Raw genomic sequence first — 17,697 nt, 5'->3', positions numbered from 1 at the left:
CTAGATCTCCTTGGACAATTTGGCTTGGTCAGCAGACAGGGTGGCTACAAGTTTTTGTCCGTTCTGGAGTGTGGTGGGACCCTCATCCTTCACGACCATTTGATGTTCGCCTGTCTTTCTCAAGGCCACGCGCGTGGCGTGCATGGCCAGTTCCCCGGTATGACCATCGAAAATCGGATCAAGAATCTTGTAGGGATTCACACCGACCCCCGTGGCAAACCGTCCGAGTTGGGTATGTCCTTGCCCCAGGGGCATGGATACCGTATCCGGCTGGATGCCGGGAAACAGATAGGCCTTGGCGCGCACGGATCCGGTGGCAGACTGAATTTGCAGGATGTCTCCTTCCTTGATCTGCATGGCCTCTGCAGTTTTAGGATGAATCTCGACCCAACTGTCCCAGACCACCGTGGTCATGGTTTCCGGAGACTCCTGCAGCCAGGGCAAGTAGGCATGACGTCCGTCCCGCATATCCGCACGGATGGAGGGAACAAAGTAAAAAGGATAATCCGTGGTCAATTCTGCCGGCTTCGGCATGGTCAGGGCCGGTAACTTGGCCTCCAGAGTCGTGGGTTTTCCGTCCCACTTGACAAGACCATTGCGCAAAGCGTCTTCCCAGAAATGATCATCGCTGTCACTGACCTTGAAAACCGGTTTGGCCTTGACCATGGCGGTTTTGAGATAACTGTAATAGTCAGGGAACGCTGCATAGGCCTCGGGTTTGCGTTTTTTCAGTACCTCCAGAAGGATATCGCCATACCCTTTGGACTCGGGATAGAGTTTTTCCATCAAGGGTTGCTGAAGCATCACCTCCACGCCATTCGGCTGATATTCGGCCACATGGGTACCAAAATCTTCCAGTGCGGACAGCAAGGGGAGAATCAGATCACATTGTCCCGCCGTTTCATCCATATGCGTCACAAAAGCCACTTTGAAAGGGACCTTACTCATGGATTCTGCAAAGGGCAGATGGGAGGGTGCCGTGAATACCGGATTGGTACCGTAAATCAACAGGGCCTGGGTTTGTCCTGCGGCCATTTTTTGATTCAACTCGGCCAATGCCTGGTAACTTCCCAAGGTGGGCGTCAGTTGGGGGAAAGGATGTTCGGACTGTCCCTCCATCGTTTTACCCCGATTGCCCAGAATCACGTTGAGCAGTTGTACGGCGGCGGCATTGCTGAACCCATAGGAATGTCCTTCCACTGAAGGGCCGGCAATCACCAATGAAGGGGAATTGTTCCACAGTTGAGCCGCAATCAGTCGCACCGCATCGGAACCGATTCCCGTGATATCACTCACGGCATCCCGATCGTAATTTTTGACCAGATCGAGAACTTCCTGCGGAACTCCCCTGGAAAATTCTTCGTGCTGCAACAGGTCATGGGCAATGCCCAAAGCCAGAATCCCTTCGGTCCCTGGTTTGATGGGATACCAACGATCTGCATTCCCTCCCGTCAAGGTCATGCGCGGCTCGATTTGAATCAAGGTACCGCGCGGTGCCTTACGGAACAGTGCGTACTGACGGGCCATGTAAACCGGCGAAATGCCGCTGCCCAGAAAATCATTGCCAAAGGAGAGAATCAAGCGCGCCTCGTGGATATTCCAGAGAGGCTGCTCTGCGCCCAGAATAGCCTTGGTGGCGGCTCTCCCCGTGGCAGTGGAAAGCGCATCGTAGGTCACATGATGGGTAGAATCAAAAGTTTCCAAGAAGTTTTCCAGAAGCACCCGTTGGTGCCCACTGACCCTATCCGTCAGAAAAGCAATCTGTTCGCCCTTCAAAGAACTGTTCGGTCCCAGACGTTGTTCCAGAATCTGGTGAGCCTTCTCCCAGGATACGGGGATCAACCCTCCTTCTCCCTGATACATGGGCGTACGCAGCCGATCCGGGTTGTAGTGGGCTTGCACACCTGCCTGTCCCAGTCCACAGATCTTTCCGCCGCTGATTCCGGACTCAGGATTTCCTTCCAGTTTAAGAACCCGTCCTTCGCGAACCTTACCCATGATTCCACAGCCTGAACCACACTGGGCACAGGTTGAAGCATAAAAAACTCCGATGCCGGGCACCACAAAGTCCTGGGGATGAACGTATGACATGACCTCTTCTACGCCTGACTCGATAGAAGTATGACCACATCCTGCCAGCGTGGCAGCCGCTCCACTGATTCCCAATACCTTGAGAAAATCTCGGCGATCCAAATTACTCGTTGTCATTTCATCGTCTCCTGTTTGGTCGCCGTTTTATTTATGACAGAGCCAGCAATCGTTGGGACCATGACTGGTCACCGTGCTCCCCGCCTTTTCCAAATGATCTTTTTGGTGACAACTGACACACCACCCCATGGACAAGGCTTTAACCCGCCGCGCCGTGGTCATGGAAGCGATATCGCCATGGCAGTACCCACAGACTTCACGAACCGGTCGTTTTTCCTGGAAGTAAAAACGTTGAATATGGCGCTCATGGTTGAAACGAACGAAATCAGGCAAGTCATGCACCTTTTTCCAGGGAATGGGCTGCTTGTTTTCCCAATATTCAAACAGTTTCTTGATGCGCGGACGATCCTTGACGCCTTCAATCAAATTGTGACACCCCATGCATTTGTCGAGACGGGGAATCCCGGATACATTGCTGCGCCGCGCATAGGTATGACAGTACATGCAGTTGATCTGCATGCGTCCGGCATGGGTATTGTGTGGAAACTCGATGGGTTGCTCCACCACCGGGCCCAGGGCATCATACCCGTCACTGGTTTGTGAACCGATGGGGCCCCCCTGAACAAAAGGCTCCGCAAAAACCTGCGCACTCCCGATCCAGAACAGCACGATCCAGAGAAAAATTCTTTTTCCGTAATTCATTCAATAATCCTGCCCAGAAAAAACTCACCCGCGACATCGCCCCAACTGACGAAGATCTTGACGGTCAATCCCTTATTGACATCCACGCACCCACTTGAAATCCGAAAACGACACCCTCCCTGCTACCACCCGCGGAGGAATGCCGGAACTGTCAAGAAGTCGGTACGCACACGCATCCCAAACCAAAACAAAAGGGTCAGAAAAAATGCTCTTCCCCCAAGTTCGGATCGGAAACAGAAACGAAAAGGTGCCTTTGGCACCTTTTCGAATACGACTTGGAACTATTGAGTTATTTGGGTTTTGCGACGAAGCCGTTGCAATAACAGGTCGGGCAAATTTCATCGTCCCCGGGGTAAAGCTTACACCCGTGCACGGCACCTGGATCGGTAGGCTTGTCCTTGTTAGGGATGAAGTTCATGCAACGGTTGCACTGCTTTTCCCCGTTGGGATGTTCCTGGTAATGCAAGGCTGTGCGCACTGCGGTGTTCTTCTTTGCGAAGGCCGAAGTGGTAAAGCCAGCCATCGGCGCTGCCACGATAGCGATGGTGCCCATCTTGAGCAACTGACGGCGTGAGTGTTTAATACCATTTTCCATGTTGTAACCCCTCCAGATCGATTAAATAGTTTTTAGGTTATACCAACAAAAAACATATTTTATTATTGTGATACGACAATTCATGGCCGAAAGAAAAGCGTCTTCCTCAGACTGACCATGTGCCTAGCGTAGCGCCCCTGAAACCGACTGTCAAGTGGGTCTATTCTTTCACCTTTTTCAGCCATCTCTGAGACTTCGGCAAGCAGGTCTCAAAAATCTGTTGCGAAGCCTGTTTTGCCCATGATATAGTCCGCTACGATGCGACGTGGAAACGCTGGCAGCGCAAGATTTTGCGGTGAAACCAACGAACCATGCTGTGTTTGGGAATCTTTGTAGCCCGTTCAATTAAAAAAGCAGTACGGGTTCATGGACAGTAGGTCCTGTCTGCTGTCCTGTCATTCAATGTCATTCTGGAGGGGGGTAAATGCGTAAGTCATTCACTAAGATCACATCCGGGCTGGCTGTGGCCGCGGCTCTGGTGAGCATGACGGCTCTGGCTGAAGAAGAAGGGGTCATGAACGGCGACCCGGCCAACGGCAAAAAGATCTTCACGGAAGGGAAAGGCGCCGCTCCGGCGTGCATGACCTGCCATGGAGCCACAGGATGGGGAATGGAAGCCATGGGGGCACCCCGTCTCAACAATCTCGGGTTTCCTTATATCGTCAAGCAATTGACGGATCTGGCTGAAGGCCGGAGAACCCCATCGGGTGCAGGGGCAGTTATGCCCCTGTTTGCACAACAACTTACCCCCCAGGATCGGCGGGATGTTTCGGCTTACGTCAATTCCCTTCCTCTTGATCCGAAAGACTTGTCGGACATGCAGGCCATCAAGGATGGGGGGCAACCCATTGGAACCCGTTACAAGGGAGAAATCCTGGTCAAATTTGGCGTAAGCGGCAAGGTTTCGGCCTGCATGTCTTGCCATGGGTACAATGGGCGCGGTGCCGCTCCTGTTTTTCCAGTCATCGGGGAACAAAAGTACACTTATCTGGTCAATCAGTTGCATAACTGGCGGGATGAAAGTCGCACCAACGATCCCTACGGCATGATGCGCGCCATTGCCAAAAAGTTGAGCGACGAGGACATTCTCGATGCCGCAACTTATCTGGCTACAGCACCTCGCACCACAGAAGGGAACACACGCGTCCCAAATACGACCCGGTAACGTCGGCTTAAGTCAGCGAAGCGGGGAAGTATGATCGAAACCCGCGTGCTTAGCGCGCGGGTTTTCCATTTTACCTGACAGGAAACTGACTGATGAGATTCAACACGTTGAAGCTGGGCGAAAAGATTTTATTTGGCATCTTTGGAATTCTTGTGGTTTTTGCCGTGTCCAGTTTTGTGATGCTGGAAATTTATCGCTCCCACCTCAATCACCCCATGTACCCCAATACCACTCATTTTGACTTCACGCCAGAAGGCAAAGTGGGGTCCCAACTGTTTCGTGAAAAGGGATGCACCGACTGTCATCGTGCCCTGCGTAACGGAACCAATCACGGCGTGAGTCTGGACGGCATCGGCTCGCGACATACTCTGGATTACCTCGAATCGTTCTTGAAAAAACCCGAGTCCACCTATGAAACCAAAACCATCGACCACGGTCTGAACAAGCAGGCGGCGTATGTGGCTGCCTTACCGGATAATGAACTCCATTCCATAGCCATATTTTTATCGGAATTGAAAGCAACGCAAGGCTCCGCAGATGCCCGTCTGCCCATGCCGGAACGCTCCGGATTTGTGGATGAAATGGTCAAGGTTTGGGCGCCCAGTTCCTGGAAAACCGAATATCACGACCTGCGCGAAGACGCAGGTCAAAATCAGAAGGAGAAACCCTGAGCATGTCTTCCCCCGCCCCTTTCGATCAACGCATCAATGACCCGGAATACACAACCTTTACCCTGTTGTTTGTGTATGCCTGTATTACCTACGCCATTATTGGTTTTTCCTGGGGTGCCCTGATGGGGGGAATTCCTGCCTTTCGCATGTTTGTGGATTCGGCGCCCCATGGTCACCTCATTTTGCTGGCACACGGGCACATCAATCTGCTTGGCTGGGTTGAAATGGCGATTTTCGGTGCCATTTACTACTTTGTACCACGTCTGGTCAATCGCCCGATCTACAGTCTAAAACTGGTCAAGATCCATTTTTGGATGCACAACATCGGCCTGATGGGCATGGTGGTGCTGTTTTCCATAGCAGGCAGCATTGGAGGCTATGACCCCGGTCCGGAAATAGAAAAAACCGTTACCCATTTGATGGCTGGGGTGGGTTTCTTCGGAACCTTGGTTCTGCTTGCCAACATCATCTGGGGCTATAATATCTTCAAGACTGGTAAGCAAGGAGCCTGACTTCTCATGAAATCAAAACTGGGGTTTTCTCTTCTCATTCTCCTTTCCTTAGCCGTGGGGAGTTGCGGTCGACAGGGCTTGGGGCTGTCACTGGGTACCCAGGCCCCGCGACTGGCCACCAAGACTCTGGCCGATGTGGGTGGAGACCTCAGTCGCATGACCACCTATCGCCAGCCTGATCCGCGCATGTACCAATATTCACTGGACCAGGCACTGGCCACGGGTAAACCCATTCTGCTTGAATTTGCCACTCCCGGTCATTGTTCTGTCTGCGATCGGCAACTGCAGATCACCAAGGCCATGCTCGATAAATATCAGCCGAATGTACTGTTTCTGCACATGGATCAGTATGAAAACCCCGAAGCATTCAAAACCTATCGCGTGATGGGCGATCCTTGGACCTTCGTGATCGATGCGCATGGTATCGTTCGCTATCAAGAAGCGGGCCCCATGCTTTACCAAGAAATGGATGCGGCCATTCAAGCCGTTCTGCCCCATCCTCATCAGGCTTCCCTTCCCTAAGTCTGCCGATCCCCTTACCTTTGTCAGTCCCGTGAGATCCCTATGCTGCGCTCCTTTGAATTGAAAAAAGATCCTCGAGGCATGACTTGGGATCTGTTGCTTTACATTCCCACGGTTTCTGCTTTGGGGGCCTTTGCCGCCAATGCCTGGTACGGGGCAAACCCGAATCTTGCCTATTTGCTCCTGTTCATGGCCAGTTTCTTCCTGTTTGCAGGGGCCAATCGGGTGCTGAAGACTCGTCTGATGTGTCTTCCCTCCGCACCTGTTCGACTGGAAGCCGATCCCCAGGCTCCCTGTGTGCGTGTCCATCTAAAAAACGGAACGAAAATCGAACTACTCAAGGATATCCACGTATATCGTGATTATTCCGGTCGTTCTATTGGATTGACCGGACAGGATGCGGCAGGCAAACGTCTGCAATTCGTTTTTCACAAAGGACAGTTTTCTCTGGAAAGAGACTACCAATCCCTTCAGGATTTCTTTGCCAAGAAGAAGGCACCCCTTCCCTGAACCTCTGGGGCTAGCGGCGGCGACGCACCACATCCCAGGCCATGAATCCGATCACTATCGCGACTCCTGAGCAGGCCAGTCCCATATAGTGATATTCCCTGTCTGCCGGAATCAAACCGCCCACCAGCATATGCACGGTGTAGGCGGTCAGAAATAGCGAACTCAGGGTCACCACCACGTAAACCAAGGCTTCTCGAGGACTGATTTTCATTTGATGGGATCTCCCGGAGCTGGAGGCGGAGGCTCATCGATGACCGGGGGCGGTGTCGCAGGAGCCAGGTTGGGCGTACGGATCTGCAAAACCACCCCTCCGGCTTGCAGGGAAAGGGTCTCCACTTCATTCCCCAACAGGGACAAGTTCTGTGTCAACCCCAGATTGGCCGGGGTTTTTGGTGCCATGATCAGATGGGTCAATCCTTTCATCATCACCAGTTGAGCAGCGGGATCCTTGGCAGCGGGAGGAAGAGGCAAGGCATCGCACCGACAAGCCAGCATGGTTCGTGCTGGCCATTGGCTCGCTACCCGTAAACGCGGATCCGGCAAATGACGGCTTTCCGCATCGGTACGATAGTGATCCACCGTCTGGGTGAGTGTCATTATCAGTTGATCCTGTTCGGTCAATTGGCGCATCTGTCCCAACTCAAACCAGGCACGATCATCCTGCATGCTGAGGGTGGAAATCAGAAAGACCCCCAGAAGAACCCAGCCCCGTTGAGCCAGAAAACCAATTTTTCCGGCACCCCATTGGAGCAGTGCAGGAATCCCTGCATAAAGTAGCGTGATCATGCCCAGCAAAGCAAAGGTGGCATCCCCATTCAGGGCTGACACCAGCACACCCCACCAGAGGCACCGTCCCAACAAGGTATTCCAGAGCATTTGCCGCTTTTGCCACCATACCCAAAGCAACAGGAGGAGAATTAAAATCCCCACGCTCCAATCAACCGCCGTTAGTTCGGGTTCAAAACCGGGAAAATGACGCCACAAGGGGGTCCAGTCGCGCAGTGGGTTCTGAAACCAGATGATACCGCTCCAACCCCAGCGCAGAAGAATCGAGATACCTGAAAAAATCGTCAATCCAATGAAGAAAGATTTTTTCTGCAAGGAATTCACCGGGTTTTTATGCCACTCCCAAGCCAGAAGCAGAGGGTAAACCAGCCCCACCGGATGCAGACTAACGGCAAAAGCCGTCAGTCCCAATTGCCCGAAATACAGTCCCCCCAGGGCGTGTGGTCGTTGCCGGTAGGAACGGTCCAGCCAGTATCCTCCCATGAACACGGCCAGTATCCCCAGTCCAGGGGAAAGGTGATCGATTTGCAACAGAGTGAGCGGCGTCAGCAGCCATAATCCCGTGGCCAACAGAGCCGCCTCGTCCTGTGCTTCCTGGGACTGCCAGCGGTATAACCCCCATGCCGTGAGCGCAGCCAGGGCGATCATCACCCCTTTGGCGGCCATGACCTGCCCTGGCCACAGGAATCCCAGGGGAAGCCAGAGAAGATCGCGAAAGTCCGGGACTCCCAGAGTCACAATGGAGTTGGCCACATGGTCGGCCACCGACCAATCCAGCAGCAATGCTTTGGCGGCTTCTTCCTCTATTCCATAGGGCCCTCGGTGCAGAACCAGAAATGTAGCCACAGCCCAGACCAAAAGGGCCAACATGCCCCACTGCCGAAAACCCAACATCCGTGAACTCCTTGAATCAAGCAACAACTCTGTTAAGTAAAAAGGTCAAAATCAATACACGCCCGCAGCGTAGTCCGAAAGAGCCTTGATTTCTTCATTGGTCAGGCGATGCGCAATGGTGCGCATCACGGCAGCAGGATCATTACTGCGCGTGCCCTCTTTGAAATGTTGCAACTGAAGTTCGGTATATTCCTGATACTGTCCTGAGAGACGGGGATAAGGCGCAGGGACCCCCGCGCCCGTGGGACCGTGACAACTGGAACATGCAGGGACGTCCCGATCTGCATCCCCACCCCGCCAAATTTTCTGTCCGATGGACACCAGTTTTGGATCATTGGCGCGGGTCAAATGGGGAGGTTGAATGGCATACCAAGCCGCCACATTGCGCATGTCCTCCGCACTGAGCATGGATACGATGCCGGCCATGATGGGATTATCCCGAGCGGGCGGAGCCCCATTCACCGATTTCATATCGTTCAACTGTTTAACCACATAATCCGGAATTTGTGCCGCCAGGTGGGGTTGGGTCGGGATCGGACTGACTCCATCCAGACCATGACAGGCATAGCAGATGGAACTCGCAATGACCTTGCCTTTTTCCGGATTACCCGGTTGTGCATAAGCGGGAAGAACCAGCAGACTCAGCAGGAGTCCAGTCATCCATTTATTCATGGTGTCATTTCCTTGAAATCACTCGCCAGAGAAGGATACGGGAAACTGATCGGCCCATTCTATCATGCGCCCCCGCCAAAAATTAAGCACCCGGTCAAATCTGCGACTCACAGGGAAGTCAGCCGGGCAAAAGCCAGCGCCAACCATTTCATTCCCACATCCCTGAAATTCACCTGAACTCTTCCCTCGTTACCCTGACCTTCCCGTGCCAAAACCACGCCCTCCCCAAATTTGTCGTGCCGAACCCGCTGTCCGATGTGAAACTTTCCGGTTTTGACGGATTCTGTGGGAGTAACCGAAGAACGCATGGGGTTGAGAGCCCTTGATCCAAAGGAAAGTTCAGGTCTTTTGCCGCGCGGATTCAAAATATGACAGAGGGATTCAGGGATTTCTTCAAGAAAACGGGAACGCACGCCGTAACGCATCTGCCCATGGAGCACGCGGCTCTGGGCATGTGTCAGATACAGTTGACTCCGGGCTCGGGTAAGGGCAACGTAGGCCAGACGGCGTTCTTCTTCCAGACCGCGGGTTTCCTGCAGGGCATTTTCATGGGGAAACAAACCATCCTCCAGTCCGGCCACGAATACCACTTCAAATTCCAGCCCCTTGGCCCCATGCACCGTCATCATCTGGATCGCCTCGCTCCCTGGCGCAGCTTCGTGCTCTCCGGCCTCCAGCGTGGCATGAGCCAGGAATGACAGAACATCCCCTGAACCTTCTTCCCGGGTAAATGCCATGGCAGCGGCTACCAATTCTTCCAGATTGGCGATCCGGTCGGCACCCTCCTTGTCCTGACGATAATGCTCCAGAAGTCCGCTGACCTCCAGCACTGCCTCGATCACCCTGGGCAAGTCCTGCCCCTGATGGATCCGCTCCGCCAGTTGATCGATTCCCTGCAAAAAACGTTGTACGCCCTGTCCTGCCTTGCCCGCCAAAGAACTGACACGCGTTGCCTGGAAGAGACTGGATCGAAGAGTCTGCGCTTCGACTTGAAGATTTTCCAGGGAGCGCGCCCCGATCCCCCGGGGTGGGAAATTAACCACACGCAAAAACGCAGCGTCATCCTCTGTCGAAACCGCCAGCCTCAAATAGGCCAAGGCATGACGAATTTCCTGGCGCTCGAAGAAACGCAACCCGCCATGCACCCGATAGGGCAAGTTAAGCGAAAACAAGGCCTGCTCGAGGGCACGGGACTGAGCATTGGATCGATACAGCAGTACCATGTCCGACAAGCGAATTCCTTGATCGCGCAACTGTATCACGGTATGCGCAATGAAACGGGCTTCATCTCCATCCGTTTCCCCTTCATAGACCCGGATCGGTTCTCCCTGTGCGCCCTCCGTCCAGAGTGTCTTGCCAAAGCGCCCGGCGTTGTTTTGAATCAAGGCATTGGCTGCTTCCAGAATGGTCCCCTGAGAACGGTAATTCTGTTCCAGGCGCAGGACTCGGGTCACTCCATAATCCCGTTCAAAATGACGCATATTCTCGATTTCCGCGCCACGAAAGGAATAGATGGACTGGTCATCATCCCCCACCGCAAATACCGTACTTGCCGGTCCACACAACAGGCGTAACCAGCGATACTGAAGCGGATTGGTATCCTGAAACTCATCGACCAGAAGGGTTTTGAAGCGTGCCTGGTAATGTTCGCGCAGTACAGGGTGGTGTTGCCATAATTCCACACAACGCAACAACAACTCGGCAAAGTCCACGGTTCCTTCTCGTTGACACTGTGCCTCGTAGGCCAGATAAGCCTCCTGCAAAGGCCGCTGTGCAGAATGGGAAACCACGGCATTCTCCGCGCGAATCCCCTGTTCCTTGTGCCCATTGACAAAGTGCTGCAACTGACGAGGGTTCACCCTCTCTTCGTCAAAATTCAGGGCTTTCATGACCCGTTTGAGCGCCGCCAACTGCTCCTGCCCATCGATGATCTGAAATTGAGGTGTCAACCCTGCGTCCAGGGCGTGCAGACGCAAAAAACGGTGGCACAATCCATGAAACGTCCCCACCCAAAGAGAGCGAAGGGGCCAGTTCCCCATGGACGATATCCGTGTCATCATCTCGCGCGCTGCTTTGTTGGTAAAAGTGACCGCCAGCAACTCCTCAGGGCGATTCTTTCCCGTCGTCATCAACCAGGCCATCCGGGTGGTCAAAACCCGGGTCTTGCCACTCCCGGCTCCCGCCAGAATCAGAGCCGACCCCTGATCCCAGGTCACGGCTTCCCGTTGTTGCGGGTTCAATCCTTCCAGTAAATTTTCCATGGGTATCGCCATCGCCGCCTACTTGATTTCCTGCATTATACGGGAGTCCCCTTCATCACCCGTGCACGAGTATAATCACCCCTTTGCCTGACCTGTGCTGCCATGGAAGATTTTTACGATCCCCACACCCTCGAACGTCACTGTCAGGAGGCATGGACCCGCTCACAACGGTACCGCGCCCTCGAGTTGCCGAACCGTCCGAAATATTATTGCCTGTCCATGTTTCCTTACCCCTCAGGGAAGTTGCACATGGGGCATGTGCGCAACTACACCCTGGGAGATGTGTTGGCCCGCTACCACCGCATGAAGGGGTTCAATGTACTGCAACCCATGGGATGGGATGCCTTTGGCCTGCCCGCCGAAAATGCCGCACTCAAGCAAGGCGTGGCCCCTGCAGAGTGGACTTATCAAAACATCGAAACCATGAAAGGTCAGTTGCAGGCCCTGGGACTGGCCATCGACTGGGAACGGGAAATCACCACCTGCCGCCCGAATTATTATCGTTGGGAACAATGGCTGTTTACCCGGCTGTTTAAAAAAGGATTGATCTATCAAAAAACCGGTACCGTCAACTGGGATCCTGTGGATCAAACGGTTTTGGCCAATGAACAAGTCATTGAAGGACGCGGCTGGCGCTCGGGGGCCTTGGTGGAAAAGCGCGATATCCCCATGTACTACCTGCGCATCACGGCTTATGCCGAAGAGTTGCTGCAGGATCTGGAACGCCTTGATTCCTGGCCGGAACAGGTCAAAACCATGCAACGTCACTGGATCGGACGTTCGGAAGGCGTCACCCTTGGTTTCAAATTGGCTGACCGCGCCACCGACTTGAAGGTTTTTACCACCCGTGCCGACACCCTTTATGGCGTCACTTATTTAGCCATTGCGGCCGAACATCCCCTGGCTCAGGAATGCGCCCGGCAAGACCCCCGATTGGCGGCTTTCCTTCTGGAATGTCGCCAGGGCAGTGTGGCTGAGGCCGACCTGGCCACCCAGGAAAAAAAGGGCTTCCCCACTTCGTTACAGGCCATTCATCCCCTGACCGGACACCTCCTCCCCATCTGGGTGGCCAATTACGTCCTGATGACTTATGGAGAAGGGGCCGTCATGGCGGTACCTGCCCACGATCAGCGTGATTATGAATTTGCGCGCGACCACGGGTTGCCCTCGAAAACCGTGATTCGCCCAGTCACGGGAGAAGCCCCCACCGATGCCGCCTTCACCGGAGAGGGCATTCTTTGTCATTCTGAAGATTTTGATGGACGCACCTCTGCCGATGCCCGGGAAAAAATGGCCCTGGTTCTGGAAGCCCTGAACAGTGGAGGACGTCAAACCAAATTTCGCCTGCGCGACTGGGGGGTTTCACGCCAACGCTACTGGGGATGTCCTATCCCTCTGATTCACTGCCCGTCCTGTGGAACCGTTCCGGTTCCGGAAGACCAACTTCCCGTGGTTCTTCCCGAGGAAGTTTCCCTTTCCGGCACAGGGTCACCGCTCAAACAGGACGCTTCCTTTCGCGCCACGACCTGCCCCACCTGCGGGAACCCCGCAGAGCGTGAAACCGATACCCTGGATACCTTTTTTGAATCCTCCTGGTACTATGCCCGGTATGCCTGCCCCGATGCGCCGGCCATGCTGGATGAACGGGTCGATTACTGGTTACCTGTCGACCAGTATGTGGGGGGCGTGGAGCATGCCATCCTGCATCTGTTGTATGCTCGCTTCTTCAACAAACTGCTTCGCGATGAAGGATTGATTCGGACAGATGAACCGTTCACTCGCCTGTTGACCCAGGGCATGGTGCTCAAGGAGGGCAGCAAGATGTCCAAGTCCCTGGGCAACACCGTGGATCCTCAGGCCCTGATCGATACCTTTGGAGCCGATACGGCCCGTTTCTTCATTATCTTCACCAGTCCGCCGGAGCAGTCCCTGGAATGGTCCGATAGCGGGGTTCAAGGGGCGCATCGTTTCCTCAAACGCCTGTGGAATTTTGCCGCCCAGTACCAGGCCCGTCGGCAGGTGAAAGGTGACGGACAAACCCTCGAAACGCCCCATGTGCGCCATGAGGTCCATCGCCTGTTGCAACAGGCAACCCACGACATGGAACGCCAGCAGTTCAATACCGTCACCTCGGCTGCCATGAAAATGCTCAATGCCCTGGAAAAAATTGCCGGGGTCAATGATCTTCTGGCTCAGGAAGGTTTGTCTTTTCTATTACGCATGCTGGCACCCATCACGCCCCATATCAGCGATACCCTCTGGCAACAACTCGGCTTTGGTGAATCCATCCTCGACGAACCCTGGCCTACCCCCGACCCACAGGCACTGGAACGTAAATCCGTGGAACTGGTTCTACAAATCAATGGAAAATTGCGCGGCACACTTTCTGTTCCTACTCACCTGGCTGCAGAAGAGATTGAAAAAATGGCCTTGAGCCACCCCAGCGTGGAAAAGTTTTTGCAGGGGAAAAGCCCGCGCAAGATCATTCTGGTCCCTCAACGATTGGTTAATATTGTGCTCTAAATGCGCTCACTTGCCCGCCTTCTTGCTCTTTTTCCAAGCCCTTGGAAAACCTTTTTTTTCATTCTTTTTCCCCTCACATTGTGCGCCTGCGGCTTTCACTTGCGCGGTCTCCCCGAGGCTCAATTTCACACCCTGTATCTGGACGGCAAAATGGGGGAAGTGGCAGATCAGGAACTCAAGCAGCAAGTGCTGCACCAGACCCATATTACTTTGGTCAATCAGTCGGATAAAGCCGACGTCGTTTTGACTCTTTCTCCAATCCAGAACACCCAACAAATCCTGACCCTCAATGCAGAGGGCACGGTTTCCCAATATACCCTTTACGCCCGCTTGTCCTATCGGGCGTCGGACAATCTGGGGAATGAACTGATTCCGCCTTCTACCCTGACGGTCACACGTTTGTACAATTACAACGTCATCCAGATCCTGGGCAAGCCCGCCGAACAACAATTACTCACCCACGACATGCAAATTGATCTGGTCCATCAACTGCTGCACCGCGTTCTTGCACTGCATCCTGCCCTGGGCACCGCTGCCCACTGAGTATGCGTCTATCCCCCGAGCAGTGGCCATCCCATTTGAACCGTCTGGTTCCACCGCTCACGCTACTCATCGGTTCCGAACCCTTCCTTTCCCTGGAATGTCAGGACCATTGGCGACGAGCCTGCCGTGCCCAAAACTACGAAGAACGTAAAGTCTGGACCGTGGAATCGCGCTTTGCCTGGACTGAAGTAGACCTGCACTGGAACAGCGGTTCCCTGTTTGGTTCACGGTGCGCCGTGGAAATCCATCTGCCCAGTGGCAAACCAGGCCCCGAAGGTACCCGGCAACTGGAGAAACTGGCGAATTCTCCCCAAGAAGACAAACGTCTGCTGATTCTCCTGTCCGAATTGGATTACCGGACACGTCAAGCCCCCTGGTTGACCCAATTGCAAACCAAGGCCCTCTGGACGGAAACCCAGCCCGTTCCCCGGAACGCACTTCCCCGATGGATTGCACAGCGCCTGGGACCCTGTCAGGCCAGTTCCGAGGCCCTGGAGTTTCTGGCAGACTGCACGGAGGGCAATCTCCTGGCCACTGCCCAGGAAATCGCCAAACTCTCTCTGCTCTATCCCACTGGCCCCTTGACCCTGGAACAGGTACAGTCCGCCGTCATGGTCATGAGCCGCCACACCCTGACGGATCTGACCCGCGCCTTGAGCCAGGGCAATGGCGCCCAGATACTCTTGCTTCTGCGTTCCCTAAATCAGGAAGGAGAAGCCTTGCCCTTGGTACTCTGGTCCCTGAGCGAAGATTGGCGCGCGACGTATCTGTTGTGTCGAACCCGTGAAGAGGGACGGACACTGTCTCCATCAATTTTCAAGGAAGCCCGATTATGGGGGGAACGACGGCCGTTGCTCGAAGGTTTTTCCCAAAGAACCAGCAGTCGAGCTTGTGCCCAAGCCCTCCAGGGGGCTGCCGAGGTGGATCAACTGGCAAAAGGTCTCGGACACGGAGATCCTTGGGAAACTCTGGGTCAGGTCATTCTCGATTTGTTCCCCCAGAAGTCCCCCGTCAACTAGTTCCCAAACGCATCCCCACTTGCAGTCCCTGTTCTTCCGCAAAGGGACGGGCATCCACTTTCTTGCCGCCTTCGAGTTTTACCCGCAGAATTTCAATCTGCCCCCCTTGGACGGTGACCAAAAATCCCTGATCGGTCATTCCGGAAATTTCCCCGACTTTACCCCGCACGGCACCAAAAGTTCGGAACAGATGTTTGCGGACTTCAAAAATCTGGAGTTTCTTTCCACCCAGCAAGGTCCAGGCTCCCGGGGCCGGGTTACACCCCCGGATCAGATCATGGATGACCGTCACATGCTGTGCCCAATGAATCTCGGACTCGGCACTCCGACACCAGCCTTCATAACTGGCCAGTTCCTCATCCTGCACCATTTCCTGATGCGTCCCCGCCAATATCTGATCGGTGGCTTCCAGCAAGGCTTGTACGCCCAAGGGAAAAAGATGATCGAAATACAGCGAACCCAAGGTATCTTCCGGCCCAATGGGAACCTTTTTTTGCAGAATAATGGGGCCCTCATCCAGCCCGTCGGTAGGACGAAAAACAGTCAGACCGGTTTCACGATCCCCGCGCAGTATGGGCCAGTTGATGGAACTGGGGCCCCGATAGCGGGGCAGCAGTGAGGGATGGTACTGAATCATTCCATGGGTGGGAATGGTTACAAATTCCTGGGGGACAAATTGCAGCACATAAGCCATGACCCCGATTTCCGGCGCCAGTTCACGCAGGACCTGGATGGCCTCTGGTGTTTTCAGGCTGGGCAATTGAATGACCCGGATCCCCTTTTCCTGAGCAGCCACCCGCAGAGGGTCAGGTCTGGCCCCTTCTTTTTCCGGCGCGCAAAATACGCCCACCACTTCGTCTTGACGGTCCAGAAAGGCTTCCAGTACGGCTTTTCCAAAATCCTGCTGTCCAATGATCACTGCTTTCATTTGTCAAAAGCTCCATTCTGACGATGACGTTCGATGGTCTCGGGTGACCATTGCAGGATTTCCTGCAAAAGTTCATCGGTATGCTCACCCAACAGAGGAGAACGGGTGATGTCCACCTTGTTATTGGACAACTTGATGGGCATCCCGACATTGTGCCAAGGTCCTCGTTCCGGATGGTCCAGTGGAACATACATCTCGCGCAAGTGGACATGCGCATCTTCTGCCAGATCCTGCGTGCTCATGATGGGACCGCAGGGCACATCCAGTTCATTGAGCAAGGCCATCAATTCTTGCTTGGTATGATCCAGCGCAAAATTTTCCAGAATTTGCCACATCTGAGACTGATTTTTACGCCGTTCGGTCAAGGTTGAAAAACGTGGGTCCGTCACCATTGCCTCTCCGCCGATCCGGCGGGCCAAGGCCTCCCAAACCACTTCCTGAACCACCACATAAATGAAATCATTGGGACCTCCGGGCTTGCAACGAATGGCATTCCCCAACTGCCCTCCCCCCGAATCATTACCGCTACGCGGGGTTGCCACACTTTCCGCCGTGGACACCGAGTATTCGGGCAAGGTCCCACGAGTCAAACGCTGATGGTCGCGAAACTTGACCCGACACAGATTCATGACTGCATCCATCATGGCCACTTCCACAAACTGGCCGCGTCCTGTTCGGTGGCGCGCATTGAGTGCAGCCAGGATGCCGATGGCCAAGTGCAGACCGGTCCCCGAATCTCCAATCTGTGCCCCCGTGACCAATGGGGGGCCATCATTGAACCCCGTGGTACTCATGGACCCCCCCATGGCCTGAGCCACGTTTTCATAGGCCTTGAATTCGGCATAGGGGCCGGTAGAGCCGAATCCCTTGATGGAAGCCATGACGATGCGCGGGTTCTTCGCATGAATGGCTTCCCAGTTGTAGCCCAGCCGATCGAGCACGCCGGGGCCAAAATTTTCCATGATGACATCGCATTCCTGCAGGAGGGCTTCAAAGACCTCCTTGCCCGCAGGCTTTTTCATGTTCACCGTAATCGACCGTTTGTTGCAGTTGAGCATGGTGAAATACAGACTGTCTGCTCCGGGAATATCCCGCAACTGTCCACGGGTGATATCACCGCCGGGTGGTTCAAATTTGATCACATCCGCTCCCAACCATGCCAACAGCTGGGATGCCGTGGGCCCGGCCTGCACATGAGTCATGTCAAGGATACGTATACCTGCCAATGCTTTGTCCATGAATCCCT

General features: G+C 54.2%; 17 protein-coding genes. 8 read left to right on the top strand and 9 right to left on the bottom strand.

The window, feature by feature from the left end; all coding sequences use genetic code 11:
- The 3 genes from IV91_RS0109425 to IV91_RS0109410 all read right to left on the bottom strand — a co-directional run bounded on the left by IV91_RS0109425 (position 1) and on the right by IV91_RS0109410 (position 3,445).
- Positions 1-2,208, bottom strand: a complete 2,208-nt coding sequence (locus tag IV91_RS0109425) for a molybdopterin-dependent oxidoreductase (RefSeq protein WP_031597843.1) — start codon at positions 2,206-2,208, stop codon at positions 1-3.
- A 27-nt stretch (positions 2,209-2,235) separates the two neighbouring features.
- On the bottom strand, positions 2,236-2,850 hold the full coding sequence (locus IV91_RS0109420; protein WP_082783148.1) for a cytochrome c3 family protein: 615 nt from the start codon (positions 2,848-2,850) through the stop codon (positions 2,236-2,238).
- Positions 2,851-3,139: 289 nt separating this feature from the next.
- Complete coding sequence (locus tag IV91_RS0109410; protein WP_031597841.1) at positions 3,140-3,445, bottom strand: hypothetical protein; 306 nt, start codon at positions 3,443-3,445, stop codon at positions 3,140-3,142.
- Positions 3,446-3,869: 424 nt separating this feature from the next.
- Here IV91_RS0109410 and IV91_RS0109405 point away from each other — a divergent pair, with 424 nt between their 5' ends.
- The 5 genes from IV91_RS0109405 to IV91_RS0109385 all read left to right on the top strand — a co-directional run bounded on the left by IV91_RS0109405 (position 3,870) and on the right by IV91_RS0109385 (position 6,825).
- The gene (locus IV91_RS0109405) at positions 3,870-4,610 is read left to right on the top strand and encodes a c-type cytochrome (protein WP_051862461.1); all 741 of its coding nucleotides are present in this window, start codon (positions 3,870-3,872) and stop codon (positions 4,608-4,610) included.
- A 92-nt stretch (positions 4,611-4,702) separates the two neighbouring features.
- Complete coding sequence (locus IV91_RS0109400; RefSeq protein ID WP_035417607.1) at positions 4,703-5,281, top strand: c-type cytochrome; 579 nt, start codon at positions 4,703-4,705, stop codon at positions 5,279-5,281.
- A 2-nt stretch (positions 5,282-5,283) separates the two neighbouring features.
- Complete coding sequence (locus tag IV91_RS0109395) at positions 5,284-5,793, top strand: cbb3-type cytochrome c oxidase subunit I (protein ID WP_051862459.1); 510 nt, start codon at positions 5,284-5,286, stop codon at positions 5,791-5,793.
- 6 nt (positions 5,794-5,799) lie between these two features.
- Complete coding sequence (locus tag IV91_RS0109390; RefSeq protein ID WP_051862456.1) at positions 5,800-6,315, top strand: TlpA family protein disulfide reductase; 516 nt, start codon at positions 5,800-5,802, stop codon at positions 6,313-6,315.
- Positions 6,316-6,357: 42 nt separating this feature from the next.
- Complete coding sequence (locus IV91_RS0109385; RefSeq protein ID WP_051862453.1) at positions 6,358-6,825, top strand: hypothetical protein; 468 nt, start codon at positions 6,358-6,360, stop codon at positions 6,823-6,825.
- Between the two features lie 10 nt (positions 6,826-6,835).
- On the opposite strand, the gene IV91_RS0109380 is transcribed toward IV91_RS0109385, so the two are convergent.
- The 4 genes from IV91_RS0109380 to IV91_RS0109365 form a co-directional block, all read right to left on the bottom strand.
- Positions 6,836-7,036, bottom strand: coding sequence for a hypothetical protein (locus tag IV91_RS0109380; RefSeq protein ID WP_031597835.1), 201 nt, complete (start codon positions 7,034-7,036; stop codon positions 6,836-6,838).
- The gene (locus tag IV91_RS0109375; protein ID WP_031597834.1) at positions 7,033-8,505 is read right to left on the bottom strand and encodes a hypothetical protein; all 1,473 of its coding nucleotides are present in this window, start codon (positions 8,503-8,505) and stop codon (positions 7,033-7,035) included. The genes IV91_RS0109380 and IV91_RS0109375 overlap by 4 nt, the downstream gene beginning before the upstream one ends.
- A gap of 51 nt (positions 8,506-8,556) precedes the next feature.
- Positions 8,557-9,177 carry a c-type cytochrome gene (locus IV91_RS0109370; protein ID WP_197456372.1) on the bottom strand — a complete coding sequence of 207 codons (621 nt, stop codon included), beginning with the start codon at positions 9,175-9,177 and terminating at the stop codon, positions 8,557-8,559.
- Positions 9,178-9,284: 107 nt separating this feature from the next.
- On the bottom strand, positions 9,285-11,438 hold the full coding sequence (locus IV91_RS0109365) for a UvrD-helicase domain-containing protein (RefSeq protein ID WP_031597832.1): 2,154 nt from the start codon (positions 11,436-11,438) through the stop codon (positions 9,285-9,287).
- A gap of 102 nt (positions 11,439-11,540) precedes the next feature.
- On the opposite strand from IV91_RS0109365, the gene leuS reads away from it, so the two are divergent.
- The 3 genes from leuS to holA all read left to right on the top strand — a co-directional run bounded on the left by leuS (position 11,541) and on the right by holA (position 15,523).
- Positions 11,541-13,961 carry a leucine--tRNA ligase gene (gene leuS / locus IV91_RS0109360; RefSeq protein ID WP_031597831.1) on the top strand — a complete coding sequence of 807 codons (2,421 nt, stop codon included), beginning with the start codon at positions 11,541-11,543 and terminating at the stop codon, positions 13,959-13,961.
- Positions 13,962-14,060: 99 nt separating this feature from the next.
- On the top strand, positions 14,061-14,504 hold the full coding sequence (locus IV91_RS0109355; protein WP_160171559.1) for an LPS-assembly lipoprotein LptE: 444 nt from the start codon (positions 14,061-14,063) through the stop codon (positions 14,502-14,504).
- Positions 14,505-14,506: 2 nt separating this feature from the next.
- Positions 14,507-15,523 carry a DNA polymerase III subunit delta gene (gene holA / locus IV91_RS0109350; protein ID WP_031597829.1) on the top strand — a complete coding sequence of 339 codons (1,017 nt, stop codon included), beginning with the start codon at positions 14,507-14,509 and terminating at the stop codon, positions 15,521-15,523.
- On the opposite strand, the gene IV91_RS0109345 is transcribed toward holA, so the two are convergent.
- Both IV91_RS0109345 and frc read right to left on the bottom strand, forming a co-directional pair.
- On the bottom strand, positions 15,516-16,451 hold the full coding sequence (locus IV91_RS0109345; protein ID WP_031597828.1) for a methionyl-tRNA formyltransferase: 936 nt from the start codon (positions 16,449-16,451) through the stop codon (positions 15,516-15,518). The genes holA and IV91_RS0109345 overlap by 8 nt on opposite strands.
- Positions 16,448-17,689 (bottom strand): formyl-CoA transferase, encoded by a 1,242-nt coding sequence (frc, locus tag IV91_RS0109340; RefSeq protein ID WP_031597827.1) that lies wholly within the window; start codon positions 17,687-17,689, stop codon positions 16,448-16,450. Before frc ends, IV91_RS0109345 begins: the two co-directional genes overlap by 4 nt.
- Positions 17,690-17,697 lie beyond the last annotated feature (8 nt).

The sequence above is a fragment of the Ferrovum myxofaciens genome (assembly GCF_000735045.1).
Taxonomy (GTDB): domain Bacteria; phylum Pseudomonadota; class Gammaproteobacteria; order Burkholderiales; family Ferrovaceae; genus Ferrovum; species Ferrovum myxofaciens.
This window is presented reverse-complemented; position numbering and strand designations above follow the sequence as displayed.